Source organism: Aeromonas sp. 96A (assembly GCF_051919165.1).
GTDB classification, from domain to species: Bacteria; Pseudomonadota; Gammaproteobacteria; order Enterobacterales; family Aeromonadaceae; genus Aeromonas; species Aeromonas veronii.
On record NZ_JBQBFE010000001.1, the window covers coordinates 3,445,248 to 3,458,915 of the forward strand.

14 protein-coding genes are annotated in these 13,668 nt (G+C 61.5%); 5 read left to right on the forward strand and 9 right to left on the reverse strand.

Annotated features, from left to right (window positions below; all coding sequences use genetic code 11):
* Positions 1-17: 17 nt before the first annotated feature.
* A complete protein-coding gene (locus ACTG2W_RS15980) occupies positions 18-1,340 on the reverse strand; it encodes an isochorismate synthase (protein ID WP_106844046.1) in 1,323 nt (440 codons plus the stop codon).
* Positions 1,341-1,548: 208 nt separating this feature from the next.
* Here ACTG2W_RS15980 and ACTG2W_RS15985 point away from each other — a divergent pair, with 208 nt between their 5' ends.
* Entirely contained in the window at positions 1,549-2,454 is a 906-nt protein-coding gene (locus tag ACTG2W_RS15985; protein WP_181281657.1) for a 1,4-dihydroxy-2-naphthoate polyprenyltransferase, read from the forward strand.
* Between the two features lie 84 nt (positions 2,455-2,538).
* On the opposite strand, the gene ACTG2W_RS15990 is transcribed toward ACTG2W_RS15985, so the two are convergent.
* Complete coding sequence (locus ACTG2W_RS15990; protein WP_106844048.1) at positions 2,539-3,933, reverse strand: PepSY-associated TM helix domain-containing protein; 1,395 nt, start codon at positions 3,931-3,933, stop codon at positions 2,539-2,541.
* A 268-nt stretch (positions 3,934-4,201) separates the two neighbouring features.
* Here ACTG2W_RS15990 and ACTG2W_RS15995 point away from each other — a divergent pair, with 268 nt between their 5' ends.
* Positions 4,202-4,609, forward strand: a complete 408-nt coding sequence (locus tag ACTG2W_RS15995) for a hypothetical protein (RefSeq protein WP_005335923.1) — start codon at positions 4,202-4,204, stop codon at positions 4,607-4,609.
* A 27-nt stretch (positions 4,610-4,636) separates the two neighbouring features.
* Here ACTG2W_RS15995 and ACTG2W_RS16000 read toward each other — a convergent pair whose 3' ends face one another.
* A complete protein-coding gene (locus tag ACTG2W_RS16000; RefSeq protein ID WP_005335921.1) occupies positions 4,637-4,927 on the reverse strand; it encodes a YkgJ family cysteine cluster protein in 291 nt (96 codons plus the stop codon).
* An 89-nt stretch (positions 4,928-5,016) separates the two neighbouring features.
* Positions 5,017-6,396 carry an ATP-dependent RNA helicase DbpA gene (gene dbpA, locus ACTG2W_RS16005; RefSeq protein WP_058059357.1) on the reverse strand — a complete coding sequence of 460 codons (1,380 nt, stop codon included), beginning with the start codon at positions 6,394-6,396 and terminating at the stop codon, positions 5,017-5,019.
* Positions 6,397-6,938: 542 nt separating this feature from the next.
* Between dbpA and ACTG2W_RS16010 the strand changes: the two genes are divergently transcribed.
* Positions 6,939-8,144: a NupC/NupG family nucleoside CNT transporter gene (locus tag ACTG2W_RS16010; protein WP_005363118.1), complete on the forward strand. Its 1,206-nt coding sequence runs from the start codon at positions 6,939-6,941 to the stop codon at positions 8,142-8,144.
* 64 nt (positions 8,145-8,208) lie between these two features.
* On the opposite strand, the gene ACTG2W_RS16015 is transcribed toward ACTG2W_RS16010, so the two are convergent.
* Both ACTG2W_RS16015 and ACTG2W_RS16020 read right to left on the reverse strand, forming a co-directional pair.
* Complete coding sequence (locus ACTG2W_RS16015; RefSeq protein ID WP_106844106.1) at positions 8,209-8,709, reverse strand: metal-dependent hydrolase; 501 nt, start codon at positions 8,707-8,709, stop codon at positions 8,209-8,211.
* Positions 8,710-8,834: 125 nt separating this feature from the next.
* The gene (locus ACTG2W_RS16020) at positions 8,835-9,284 is read right to left on the reverse strand and encodes a YaiI/YqxD family protein (protein ID WP_005335916.1); all 450 of its coding nucleotides are present in this window, start codon (positions 9,282-9,284) and stop codon (positions 8,835-8,837) included.
* Between the two features lie 139 nt (positions 9,285-9,423).
* Here ACTG2W_RS16020 and zntB point away from each other — a divergent pair, with 139 nt between their 5' ends.
* Both zntB and ACTG2W_RS16030 read left to right on the forward strand, forming a co-directional pair.
* On the forward strand, positions 9,424-10,389 hold the full coding sequence (gene zntB, locus ACTG2W_RS16025) for a zinc transporter ZntB (RefSeq protein WP_005341467.1): 966 nt from the start codon (positions 9,424-9,426) through the stop codon (positions 10,387-10,389).
* A gap of 13 nt (positions 10,390-10,402) precedes the next feature.
* Entirely contained in the window at positions 10,403-10,915 is a 513-nt protein-coding gene (locus ACTG2W_RS16030; protein WP_005335914.1) for a mechanosensitive ion channel domain-containing protein, read from the forward strand.
* A gap of 60 nt (positions 10,916-10,975) precedes the next feature.
* Here ACTG2W_RS16030 and ACTG2W_RS16035 read toward each other — a convergent pair whose 3' ends face one another.
* From ACTG2W_RS16035 to ACTG2W_RS16045, 3 genes are all read right to left on the reverse strand, one after another.
* Positions 10,976-11,224, reverse strand: a complete 249-nt coding sequence (locus ACTG2W_RS16035) for a hypothetical protein (protein ID WP_106844049.1) — start codon at positions 11,222-11,224, stop codon at positions 10,976-10,978.
* 64 nt (positions 11,225-11,288) lie between these two features.
* On the reverse strand, positions 11,289-11,861 hold the full coding sequence (locus ACTG2W_RS16040; protein ID WP_106844050.1) for a DNA-J related domain-containing protein: 573 nt from the start codon (positions 11,859-11,861) through the stop codon (positions 11,289-11,291).
* Positions 11,858-13,645 (reverse strand): cation:proton antiporter, encoded by a 1,788-nt coding sequence (locus ACTG2W_RS16045; protein WP_106844051.1) that lies wholly within the window; start codon positions 13,643-13,645, stop codon positions 11,858-11,860. The genes ACTG2W_RS16040 and ACTG2W_RS16045 overlap by 4 nt, the downstream gene beginning before the upstream one ends.
* Positions 13,646-13,668 lie beyond the last annotated feature (23 nt).

Here is a 13,668-nt window from a genome sequence, read left to right on the forward strand (position 1 = left end):
GTGAAAAGGGTGAATGACTATCCCAGCAGGGAGAGCACATTGGCGATCTTGTTGTCGAGTTCGGCCCACTCGGCGACAGGCTCGGAACCGGCGACAATGCCGGCACCGGCAAACAGGGTGACGCTGCCCGGCTGAATGCGGGCGCTGCGAATGGCGACCGAGAACTCGGACGTCTCCCGACTCAGCATGCCGCAGGCTCCGGCGTACCAGCCCCGATCGTAGGGCTCGAACTCGCGGATAAAGGCGAGCGCTGCCTCGCGCGGAGCGCCGCCCACCGCTGGCGTCGGGTGGAGGGCGTCGAGCAGCTGCCAGTCGCAGACCCCGGGCTTGAGCTCGGCTTCGATATCGCACTTGAGATGTTGCAGCAGTCGCAGTTTGAGAATGCGCGGCTCGGTCAGGGTGGCATCGTGGGTCAGTGGCGCCAGACGGCTGAGGATGTCGGCATGTACCAGCCGGTTCTCCAGCCGGTTCTTGCTGTCGGCCAGCAGCTCGGCGGCCAGTTGGGCATCGACCTCTTCATCGCCGGAGCGGCGGATGGTGCCCGCCAGCGCCTCGGTAAAGAGGTGGCGATCTTCCCGGCGATAGAGTCGCTCGGGGGAGCAGGCGATAAAGGCCTGCTCGGGGGAGAATTGAAAACCGAAGTGGAAACAGTCCTGGGCGTGGCGGGCCCACTGGTCGAGCATGGCCCAGGGATTGATATCCGCATCATGGTTCGGACTGGTCAGCACGCTCTCCCGCGACAGCACCACCTTGGGGGTGTGGGCCTGAAAATCGGGGGCGGTGACGCGCTCCACCAGCGTCTGCCACTGGGCGGGGCCGGGGCAATCCTGTCGCTGCCAGGGCTGCTTTTGCAGGGCGGGCAGCGGGGCTTCCGGGCGCAGGGCATCGAGGGCGGCGTCGGCCGCCTGCAGTTCGGCCTCGAGATTGTTTTCATCCAGCCAGAGGTTGAGGCAGAGACTGACGCACTCGCCACGGCGCACCAGCTCGATGCGGGGCAGCACGAAACGGCAGGGGCCAAACCCTTGCCAGCCGGATTGGGCCGGATCGAACGCCAGTCCACCATAGTAGCGAGGGCTGTCGTCATGATGCTGGTTGGCTGTGTTAGTGCACACCTGCTTGATGGCGTGCGGCTCGGTCAGTTCATGGATGGCGCCCAGTGCGACATACTCGGGACGAGCCTCTCCACGAGCCTGCCAGTAGATGCGGGGATAGAGGGTTTGCGCCGCGAGCCAGCCCAGAAAGGAGCGGATTTCGATCGCTACTCGCAACCGTACGAAGCCGCTGACGTTGCTGTGACGCAGGGCGTCCAGTTGTTGCTTGATATGGGTCTGAGCCAACATGGATTCTTGTCTGAGCCGGGTAGTAACGAGCGATCCGGTAGCTGGATGCCGTAGGTTTATGCCAAAGGGCGATGATTTCCTATATATTATCTGCCCATTCGTCCATGTAAATCGCCCGCGGGAGCTTCACTCTCCGGGGCCAAGTATACCCAAATCCGGTTCGATAACCCTTAACACGATCAATATCCGATTGTTTGGCCATCACAAAATGACAAATACCTTCTCTGTTTGGTTGCTGGCGGCGCGTTTGCGAACACTGCCGCTCGCCTGCTCTTCCATCCTGCTGGGCTCGGGGCTGGCTGCCAGTCGTGGCGCCTTCGATGGCACCATCATGGCGCTCTCGCTGCTGACCGCCATCCTGCTGCAGATCCTCTCCAATCTGGCCAACGATTACGGCGATGCGGTCTCCGGCGCCGACAACGGTGAGCGGATCGGCCCGCAGCGGGCAGTGGTCTCCGGTCTTATCACCAAAAAGCAGATGTGCGTGGCGATGGGGCTGACCGCGCTGGCGGCGGTGGCCAGTGGCCTGCTGCTGCTGGGCTGCGCCTTCGGCGGCCAGTGGCTGCAGATTTTGGCATTTGTAGTGCTGGGTGGCGCGGCCATCGTTGCGGCGGTGACCTACACGGTCGGCAAGACCCCTTACGGCTATCGCGGGTTTGGCGACATCTCGGTGTTCCTCTTCTTCGGCCTGCTGGGGGTGCTCGGCTCCTACTACCTCTTCACCAAGACGCTGGAGTGGGATCTGCTATTGCCCGCCACCGCCTGTGGTCTGCTGGCAACCGCCGTGCTCAATATCAACAATGTGCGCGATATCGAGACCGACGCCGCCAGCGGCAAGATCACCTTGGCGGTACGCCTTGGCCGCAATCGCGCCATCGCCTATCACTGGGTACTGCTGGGGGCGGCGTTGCTGGCAACCATCGTCTTTATCCTGATCCAGCCCGCCAGTTTCTGGCCGTGGATCTTTTTGCCCGCCATGAAGCCTCTCAGCGATGCGGCCAAGACTCTTCGCGAAAGCTACGATGGCGAGGTGCTGACCGGTTCCCTCAAGAAGACCGCCATCAGCGCGTTTCTGTTCAGCCTGCTGCTCTCCATCGGGTTGGCGCTCTCCTGACGGGGGGCCGAGGCTCGCCAACGCGAACAATGCAAAAGGCTCTCGATATGGGAGCCCTTTTTCTTTTCAGCTGTGCCGTCGGGTTTAGCTGGCGCGCGCCACCCTGAGGGGGCGGCGGGAGAAAATCAGGGTATCCAGCAGCCAGATGGCGACCATGGAGGCGCCCACCAGCGGGAAGGCGATCCCCAACAGGATCAGCAGGGTGATGGCACCGCGCATCGGCGGCAATTTGGCGGGCAGTGGCGGCGCGGCGAGACGGCCCTGCGGACGGCGGCACCACCAGATCCACAGACCACTCACAGCGCTGGCCAGCACCATCAGGCAGATAAGCAGCATGGCGAGCTGATGGGGCCAGCCGTAGAGCTTGCCCATGTGCAGCATGACGCCGCTCTCCACCGTCTTGGCTACCGGGCCGTAATCCTGCCAGCGCACATCGGCCAGCACCTTGCCGCTGTATTGATCGATATGCAGGGTGGCGTCGTTGCGCGGATCATCGGCAAACAGGGCGATGGTGTAGACGCCTGTGGCGCCGACCGGCGGGGTGATGCTGTAACCCGGTTGGACTCCCCGCTCATGGGCGATCTTGACCACCTGTTGCAGCGCAATGCGCTGGCTGGCCATCACCACTCCCTCATGCTCGCCGTGGTTCATGGCACCGTGATCGTGCCCCTCATCGACCGGCTGCGAGCTGGGCATGGGAGTGCTCTCCACCGCCCAGGGAACGGTCTGCTCATGGGCTTGATTCAGGCTGCGGGCCAGCGGTGCCGATTTGGGCACCTCGTTCCACATGGCGGCGGGGAAGCGGTTCCAGACCGCGGCAAACTGATCGCCCCAGAAACCGGTCCAGGTCATGCCGCTCAACAGCAACAGCAGCAGGAAACCGGCGCCCCAGAAGCCGACCACGGCGTGCAGATCCCGCCACCAAAGGCGTCCGCGCTGGTTCACTCTGGGCCAGAGGATGCCGCCCACCCCGGGCCCCTTGCGTGGCCACCAGAGGTAGAGGCCGCTCAGCAGCAGTACCAGCCCCCAGCCTGCAGCCAGTTCGATCAGCCGATCTCCGGTGGTGCCGAGCAGCAGGTCGGCGTGCAGGGAGCGAGCCACCGCTTGCAGATTCCACTTGTTGTCCATGGTGCCGAGCAGGGCGCCGCTGGCGGGATCCATAAACAGAGTCAGCTCGCGATCCCCCTGATTGACGATGAACTGGGCGCTCTGGTCGGGAGCGACAGGCGGCAGGTATTTACGCAGGCTGGCATCGGGCATGGTCATCATCGCCTTGGCCAGCAGTTGGTCGGCACTCAGGGTCTGGCTGGCGGGAGCGACCTTCATCAGCTCGGGGTACATCAAGTTGTCGAGCTGGGGTTTGAACAGATAGACGATCCCGGTCAGTGACAGCAGGATCAGGAAAGGGGCGACAAAGAGACCTGCGTAGAAGTGCCAGCGCCAGATCCGTTGGTAATGACTCGAGTCCCTGTTTTTCATTGCACATCCTTGTTGAGGTGCCAAACCTTTCGGCAGGTGGAATGTTTGTGGCGGCGCGGATAATAGCAGTAACGTTTCGTTAACTGCAATCGCACATCTTGAGATCGATTCAGTGCGGGATGTCGGTAACATGAGGTGCAGACGGTTTGCTGGATAGGATGACCACGCTTTGGGGAAAGCCTGTTTGCTGCTGGACTTTTCCTTATAAATTATTACCTTGTGGTAACAATTTGCAGGCGATGGTGGTGGTAACGGAATGGGAGCAGTCATGCAGCCACATGGGCAATTTGACATGGAGCGCAGGGGTCAGATGCTGATCTGCCGCCCGAGTGGCCCCTTCAATCTGGCTGGTGCCATGGCCTATGAGGCGCGTTTTCGTCACGAACTGGCCGGATTGATGGATGGCCCCTGGGGGATTGTCGAGGTCGCGACCGAGTTTGAAGCGGCCGGGCCCGAGGTGCTGGCCCGTTTTCGTCGCCAGTTTGGCTGGTGTGCCGAGAGTGGCTGTCAGTTTCTGGCGGTGGTCTTCGTAGGGGGCTTCAAGCGCTATCTGGCGGATAACATCTTCAAGGGATTACCCTTTCGGGCGGTACGTTACTTCGAGCAAGAGGCAGCGGCCATCCAGTGGCTGGGAGAGCAGCTCAACACCGCTCCCTGTGAACCTGCGAGCGCTTGACGATCCCGCCCACCGCTTGGGCGGGCTTCACTCCAGCTTGATAAACCACTTGTCCCGTTCGTCAACGCAGTCGGGCTCACCCATTTCGAATTCGCGGCAGATCAGCGGCCGTACCTCGTAGATACGGCACATCATGGTGTTGCGGTCGAGGGCGGCGCACCAGCCATCGTCCAGCCGGCGCATGACCGGTATCTCGCCATCCCGTTCCAGTACATAACGGTCCGGCACGCCGGTATCGGTAAAGAGCATCACTTCGAGGCGGCAGCAGCAGGCTTCGCAGTTCTGGCAGCTCACATCGGTTTGGATTGCTTGGGTCATGGTGCCTGTCTTGCCGCATGGCGGCATCGGAGATATGAAACAGGCGCCTGTCAGGCGCCTGTGGTCTGGCTAACGGCTTGCAAAGAACCTTAGCCCAGTTTGCGGGCGCGGTAGCTGCGACCCTTGATCTTGCCTTCCTGCAACCGCTTGAGGGCGGCGCTCGCCACGCTGCGCTTCACGGCGACGTAGGAGTACTGCTCGGAGATCTGGATCTTGCCCACATCGGCGCCGGCAATGCCGCCTTCACCGGTCAGGGCGCCCAGAATGTCACCGGCCCGCACCTTGGTCTTGCGGCCTGCATCGATGGAGAGGGTCACCATCTGCGGGGCGATCGGCTTGATGTCGCGGCCGATGCTGTCGAGATCACCCTGCGGCATCGGAGCCTGCTGGTACTCTTCGATAAAGTTGACGCGCTGGGCTTCGTTCGGCTGATAAAGGCTCAGGGCCAGACCCTGCTGGCCAGCACGACCGGTACGACCGATGCGGTGCACGTGCACTTCCGGATCATAGGTCAGCTCGTAGTTGATGACGGCGCCCAGCTCCTTGATGTCGAGACCGCGGGCCGCTACATCGGTGGCCACCAGAATGGTGGCGCTGCCGTTGGCAAAGCGCACCAGCACCTGATCCCGCTCGCGCTGTTCCAGATCGCCGTTCAGCGCCAGCGCCGAGAAGCCCTTGGCGGCTAGATGGTCTGCCACGTCGTTACAGGCGCGCTTGGTGTTGCAGAACACCACGCAGGAGCTGGGCTGGTAGTGGCTCAGCAACCAGGTGAGGGCGTCGAGGCGCTGACCGGCAGGCACTTCGTAAAGCTTCTGTTCGATGGCGCTCCCCTCGTGCAGGGACTCCACGCTCACCTCGACCGGATTGCGCTGCACGCCGCGGCTCATCTGGGCGATCCCTTCCGGATAGGTCGCGGAGAAGAGCAGGGTTTGGCGCTGTTGGGGGGCATAGCTGATGACCCGGTTGATATCTTCGCCAAAGCCCATGTCCAGCATGCGATCCGCTTCATCCAGCACCAGCGTCTTGAGGCCGGATAGCTCCAGCGTGCCTTGCTCCAGATGTTTGAGAATGCGACCCGGGGTGCCGACGGCAATGTGGGCACCAAAGCTCAGGGTGGCGGACTGCGGTGCGGTCGGGGTGCCGCCGCACAGGGTCACCAGCTTGACGTTGGGCAGGGCGCGCGCCAGACGACGGATCTCCTGAGCCACCTGATCCGCCAGTTCGCGGGTCGGGCAGAGCACCAGCGCCTGCACTTCGAGGCGGTTGACGTTGAGCTTGGCCAGCAGGCCGAGGCCGAAGGCGGCGGTCTTGCCGCTGCCGGTTTTTGCCTTGGCGATCAGGTCTTTGCCATCGAGCACCAGGGGCAGGCTCTGGGCCTGGATCGGGGTCATCTGCAGGTAACCCAGGCTGGTGAGGTTCTCTTGCAGGGCGGGGGAGAGATTGAGGCTGCTAAATTCGCTGTTGTTCACAAAAGGACTCTATTTCGGAGAAAACGGGGATGCGCGAGCGCTAAGGCCGCGCATCATACCAGAATGTGGCACCGGATGTGGCGGATTTTTGAACGGCTGGTCACGAGGGGCCATGAAAGGTTCATTTGTTGCCAAACCGATCGCGGGCGAGCACTGACAATGTAATAAGGACTATTTTTCAAACACACATCTAATTATTTATCGCGGATAAACGTTTTCTATTTTCAGTATTTTAATATAATGATTGGAAAATATTCCACGAGCAGTTACTGCGCCGCAGGAAATGTTTAGAAAATGCTGATGAAATATTTTCAAAGAACATAAAAACGGCGCCACCATTACTCAACGTGGTGTTTTAAAAGGATTTATGTCATCCGTGTTGCGCGATTAATATCAGTTCATTGCGCAATTAATTTAAAAACGTTTGTATTATCCTGCCTCCATAATATTGCGCGGGATTGTGATGGCTATCTGATTTTTAAATGTGCAAATGTCTATGATGGCGCCGGTCAAAAATTACAATTTACTCAGGTGCTACAGGTATGGAATACGTTCACTTTGTGCTCGGACTGGTGATGGTCCTCGCTCTCTCTCTGCTGGCTAACCGCCACAACTGGAAACAGATCAAGCTGCGTTATATCGGTCAACTGCTGGTGGTCGAACTGGCGCTGGCCTGGTTCATGCTGAACTCGGAAGTGGGTCTGGCGGTGGTGGGTGGCTTTGCGGCCGGCTTCACCAAGTTGATGGAGTTTGCCAAACAGGGTACCGACTTCGTGTTCGGTGGTCTGGTCAACGAAGGGGCCTTCTCCTTCTTCCTGATGGTGCTGATGCCCATCGTCTTCATCTCGGTTCTGATCGGTATTCTGCAGTACATCCGCCTGCTGCCGCTGGTGATCCGCGGTATCGGTACCGTGCTGGCCAAGATCAATGGCATGGGCAAGCTGGAGTCTTTCAACGCCATCAGCTCGATGATCGTCGGCCAGTCCGAGAACTTCATCGCTCTCAAGAACATCCTGCCGCACCTGAACGAGAAGCAGATGTACACCCTGGCGGCGACGGCGATGTCTACCGTCTCCATGTCCATCGTCGGTGCCTACATGCAGCTGATCGAGCCGCGCTACGTGGTTGCCGCGCTGGTGCTCAACATGTTCAGTACCTTTGTGGTGCTCTCTCTGATCAACCCCTACGAGCCGGATAACTCCGTGACCGACATCAAGGCCATTGCCGAAGGTGACGAGCACCACACGCCGAAGAAAGAGAACTTCTTCGAGATGCTGGGCGAGTACATCATGGCCGGTTTCACCGTTGCCGTGATCGTGGGTGCCATGCTGGTGGGCTTCATCGCCCTGATCGCCCTCATCAACTACCTGTTCGAGATGGCATTTGGCGTGAACTTCCAGTTCGTCATGGGTTACCTCTTCTACCCGATCGCCTGGATCCTGGGTATCCCGAGTGGTGAAGCGCTGCAAGCGGGCTCCATCATGGCGACCAAGCTGGTGACCAACGAGTTCGTGGCGATGATGGATCTGGGCAAGGTGGCTGCCGAGCTCTCTCCGCGCACCGTCGGCATCCTCTCCATCTTCATGGTCTCCTTCGCCAACTTCAGCTCCATCGGCATCATCGCCGGTGCGGTAAAAGCGCTGAACGAAGAGAAGGGCAACATGGTTTCCCGCTTCGGTCTGAAGCTGGTCTACGGTTCTACCCTGGTCAGCCTGCTCTCTGCGGTTATCGCTGGCATCATGATCTGACCCTCTAGTGGCATCCGCTACTGCTTGGGCCCCTGACTTTGTCAGGGGCTTTTTTGTTTCTGGCTCACAGCCGCCAGCCGCACCACCAGCCGGCGACCAGCAGGGTGAGGGTGCAAAAGCCGGTTTCGATGGCGCCGCCGCTGCGCAGCGGCCAGCCCGGCAGGCGGTAACGGCGTTTGATGGGCCAGAAGAGCGGAATGCCCGCCGGGGTGAGCCAGTCCCCCAGCAGATGGCTGAGGTAGCCGACGATGAGCGCATCCTTGACCCCCATGGGCAGGGTGTCCGGCGGCAGGCTCTGGTTCAGCCCCCAGACAGCGGCGGCGACTGCCAGCAGACTGTGGGTGAAGCCGCGATGGCCGAACAGTCGCGACAGAGGTTTCGAGATCCACGGCAGGCGCTGCCCCAGCACCGATTTGGGGTGGTCGAGGTCGGGCAACAGGGCGCTGGCCAGCGCGGCAGGGATGGTCTGCCACAGGTTGGCATCGGCCAGCGCCGGAGTGAGCTGCAGTTTGTGGGCGATCAGGGTGCAGGTAACGGAGAAAAGCAGGTGCCCTTGGGCGGTCATGATGATTACGGCGTGGACAAGATGGCGGCGCATCTTACCAGCCTGACGGTTGTGGTCAGCTCTTATTTTAAAAATCAGGATGTTACGGCGAAAAAGCGCCCAAGCAGGGCGCCTTTAGGGTCTCTTTACAGCTTGCCTTTGACCAGCCACTTGTCGAGGGCGTTGGCGAAGCGCTGTTTGTCGGCGGCATTGAAGGGGGCCGGGCCGCCGGTCTGCACGCCAGCCGAGCGCAGCTCTTCCATAAAGTTGCGCATGCCGAGCCGTGCCTTGATGGTCTCGCGGGTGTAGATCTCGCCGCGGGGATTGAGCGCCTCGCCACCGGCATCGATCACCCAGGAGGCGAGAGGAATATCGCCGGTGATCACCAGATCGCCGGGCTGAACCTGCTGGGCGATGACATGATCTGCCACATCGAATCCCTTTTCCACCTGCTGGGTTTTGATGAAGGGCGAGGGGGGCACCCGCAATCCCTGATTGGCCACCAGGGTGGTGACGACCTGGGCGCGGTGGGCGGCGCGGTAGAGGATCTCCTTGACCGGAATGGGGCAGGCATCGGCATCAACCCAGATGGGCATGGCATGGTTTCCTGTAGTGAAAGCGGATGGAAAACGAGAGCGGGCATGTTAACACAGGCCTCCCTTCCCGGCGCGGGGCTGAGTCGGCCCCGCCTTTGGTGTAAGCTGGGGCCAGCACATGAAACGAGAAGGAGACGAGATGGATCGGGTGCCCGGTGAAGTGATTTATGCCCTGACTCTGGATGGCAAGGGTGGCATGGCGCCGCTGACGGCGGGAAGCGAAGTCCCGGCGGCGCATCCCGGCTGGCTGCATCTGGATTACGGCAATCCCGATTCGGCGCGCTGGCTGTTGCAGACCCCCTTGCTCAGCGAGGCGGCCAGGGAGTCGCTGCTCGGCCAGAGCAATCGTCCCAAGCTGGTGCGGATGGGGGAGACGGTGCTGCTGATCCTGCGCGGCATCAACCACAACAAGGATCACAGGCCCGAAGAGATGGTGGCGCTGCGCATCTTCATCACCCCGGATCTCATTATCAGCAGCCGTCGTCGTCCGCTGCTCTCCGAGCAGGATGTGTTCAACCAGCTCAAGCTGGGTGGCGGCGCCGATACCCCGGCCGACTGGCTGGTGGAGATCTGTGATGCCCTGACCGATCGGGCGGGGGAGTTTGTTGAAGAGTTGCACGACAAGATCCTCGATCTGGAGGAGATGGTGCTGATGCGCGACATGCCCGCCAATGGCCGCTTGGCGCTGATCCGCAAGCAGCTCATCATGATCCGCCGCTACCTCTCGCCGCAGCGGGATCTGGTGGCGCGCCTCGCCAACGAGAAGATCAGCTGGCTGGATGAGGATGATCGCCGTCGTCTGCTCGATATCGCCGACCGGCTGCGGCGCTGGCTCGACGACCTCGATGCCGGAGTGGCACGCACCGCCGTGCTGGCAGACGAGATCAACAATCTGATGGCGGAGGCAACCAATCGCCGCGCCTACCAGATGTCGGTGATGGCGCTGCTCTTTTTGCCTGCCAGCTTCCTGACCGGTCTGTTTGGCATCAACCTCGGCGGTATCCCCGGTGCCGAGAATCCGACCGCATTCTGGGTCTTCTGTGGTTCGCTGGTGGCGCTGGCAAGCGGGCTGGCAATCTGGCTCAAACATCGGCGCTGGTGGTAAGGAGGCATAACCCATGTGGCAATCAATTGGCCTGACCCTGCTGCTGTTGCTGGGTCATACCCTGATCCGGCGGCTTATTCACAAGAGCCTGCTGGCGCTCGGCCAGAGCAGGCAGGTGAGCGAGAACCGGGTGCTCTACGTGGCCCATGTGTTCCACTTCCTGCTCGGCTGCGCCACCTTGTTGGTACTGGCTGGGGTGTGGGGGCTCGACTTCTCCCGACTGGTAGTGCTCGCCTCCTCCTTCTTTGCGGTACTGGGGGTCGCCATGGTCGCCCAGTGGTCGATCCTCTCCAACATCACCGCCAGCATCACCATCTTCTTCGCCTTTCCCTACAAGATTGGCGACCGGATCCGCATCCTCGACAAGGATGATTCGGTCACCGGCGTCATCACCGAGATCGGCCTCTTCTACGTGCGGGTGCGTGATGACAACGGCGATCTGGTCACCTATCCGGCCAACCTGATCCTGCAAAAGCCGGTCAGAAAGCTGGAGGGCAAGGTGGTGGAACCGCTGCAACCGGAGTAGAAAGCAACCGGAATAACAAAAGGCTCCCTCGGGAGCCTTTTTACTGTGCGGTGGGTGGCGCTAGCGTTCGAAGAATCGGTAGAGGTGCGCCACCTGAACCGGGCAGTCGGCCACCTGATGCAGATGTTCGCGGGCCTGCTCGACCGTGCCGAAACTGACCGGGCAGCCGAGGGTGTCGGTCAGCTCGTAGAGGGCGCCATCCTTGCCTCTGAATTCGATGAGCCAGCCGGGAATAGCCACATCGTGGAGTATTTCGGCCTCTTGCAGGATCTGTTGCTGATAGAGCTTACGAAGTTCACTGACTGTCATGATGCTCTCCTGTGGGGAATATCCAGCTCCAGTCTATGCTTGCCCTTTATGTGCGGCAACGGGATCATCCCCGCAGGACCTCCCATGCCCAGCGGATACGGATAAAGGTCTCGGCATTGCCGCCCCGATCCGGATGGTGTTGCAGTGCCAGCTCCCGCCAGCGGCGGCGGATCGCCTCCTGACTCGTCCCCTCATTAAGCTCGAACAGGGCCAGCGCCTCGGCTTTGTGTCCCTCCCCGTCATAAGCGCGCCAGAAGCGGTTGAGCAGGGCCTCAACTTCGGCACGGTCGGTTTGCCAGAACACCTGCCAGTCGAGATAGTAGCTACGCAGATTTTCGCCAACGGCAAAGCCGTGGTTGACCTCCTGGTTCCCGGCCAGCGGTTCGAGCCTGATATCCAGGGTGCTGATCACCAGCCACCAACCCTCTTCATAAAGCTCGGCTTGCAACTGGTAGAGGGCGTTCATGATCAGGAAGTTGACCCGAAACAGCTGCAGTTGCTCGTCGTCGGCCAGCCGGGGGATCGCCCCCTGCTGGCGCAGGGCGGCCATCAGTTCATGCACCTTGTAGCTGCCCGCCGCCTGTTGCAATAGCACCAGCAGAGGGGCGATCAGCGGATTATGGTTGGCTTCGTTCATTCGGCGCCCTGCTCCCTGGGTGGCTGCAGGGCGATCAGCAGCTCACCCGCCTGCGGGGTGACGGGGCCGGTAACGATCTGGGGCTTGCCCTTGCCATCCATGATGAAGAGCGGGATGGCGCCGGGATTGGCGGTCTGATACTGGGCCCAGTCGAACGCCTCGCTCAGGCGGGTCGCCTTGATCTGGCCACCCCGGCTCAACAGGCCGCTCAGCCGGGCATAGTTGATGTCGGGGCCGAACAGGTTCTGGCGAGCGCGGAAGGTGGCACTCTCCCGGTTGGCTTTGCCGTGCTGCTCGCTGGAGCGCAGGGAGTAGACCTGCTCCTCGCCGTAGAGGTGGGCAAAGTGCAGCACCCCGAGGGCGTTGTTGTGGCGGTTGGGGGAGAGCGCCAGCACGGTACTGATACTGGTGAGCGGCAGGTGCAGCTCGGCATGTTCCGACTGGGGGTTGCCGAAGTAGCAGGGGAGGTTGCTCATCCGTGCCTGTTTGCAGAACTCCCAGGCGGGATCACAGAGCTGTACCGGCACCCCCTGATCCGCCAGCGCCTTGCCAATGGCCCGCGCCACCGAGTTGGCCCCTATGATGAGCCAGGTGTTGGGGGCGCTCTGGCGCATCTTGAGCAGGCTGGCCAGCGGTGCCGAAGTGAGGCTCTGCAACACCACGGTGGAGATGATCACTGCAAATACCAGCGGCACCAGCTTGTCGGCATCGGGGATCTCGGCCTGATGCAGGCTGATGGCGAACGAGGCACTGACCGCCGCCGCGACTATGCCGCGCGGGGCGATCCAGCTCAGCAGGGCGCGAGCTCGCCAGGAGAGATCCGAGCCCCAGGTCGAGACCAGAATACAGAGCGGGCGCGCCACAAACTGCACCACGCACAGCAGCGCCAGCACCATGGGGCCGAGCTGCCAGAGCTGTGCCAGATCGAGGCGTGCCGCCAGCAGGATAAACAGGCTGGAGATAAGGATGACCGCGAGATCCTCCTTGAACGCCAGCACCTCCTCCAGATCCAGCCCCTCCTGATTGGCGAGCCAGATGCCGAACACGGTCACCGCCAGCAGACCGGACTCGTGGCTGAGCCAGTTGGAGAGGCTGAAGGTGACAAGCACCAGCGCCAGCACGCCGAACTTGTGCAGGCTGACCGGTAGCCAGTCCTTGCGAATGAGCAGGGTGGTGAGCCAGCCTGCCACCACCCCGATCAGGGAACCGACCAGCACTGTCTTGCCCAGCGCCAGCAGGGTATGGCTGATGAGATCTCCCTGACTGCCGAGGCGTACCGCCTCGAACACCAGCACCGCAAACAGGGCGCCGATAGGGTCGATGACGATCCCCTCCCAGCGCAGGATACGGTCCACCTCCCGGGTGGGGCGGATCACGTTGAGCATGGGGGCGATCACCGTCGGGCCCGTTACCACCAGTACCGCGCCGAGCATGGTGGCTACCCGCCAGTCCAGCCCCAGCAGGAAGTAACCGGCGCTGCCGATGACGGCGAAACTGACCAGCATGCCGGTGGAGCAGAGATTGCGCACCACCTTGCCGATCCCTTTGAGCTCGGCCAGATGAAGGGTCAACGCCCCCTCGAACAGGATGATGGCTACCGACAGGGAGACCAGCGGAAACAGCAGATCCCCGAGCAGGGCATCGGGGTCGAGCAGGCCGCTGACCGGGCCCAGAGTCAGGCCAGTGAGCAGCAGAAACAGGATGGCGGGTACCCGCAGCGACCAGGCAAGCCATTGGGCCAGCACGGAGACCAGGGCGATCCCGGCCAGAGAGAGGGCAATCATGCAGACCTCGATTCAGGCAGTGA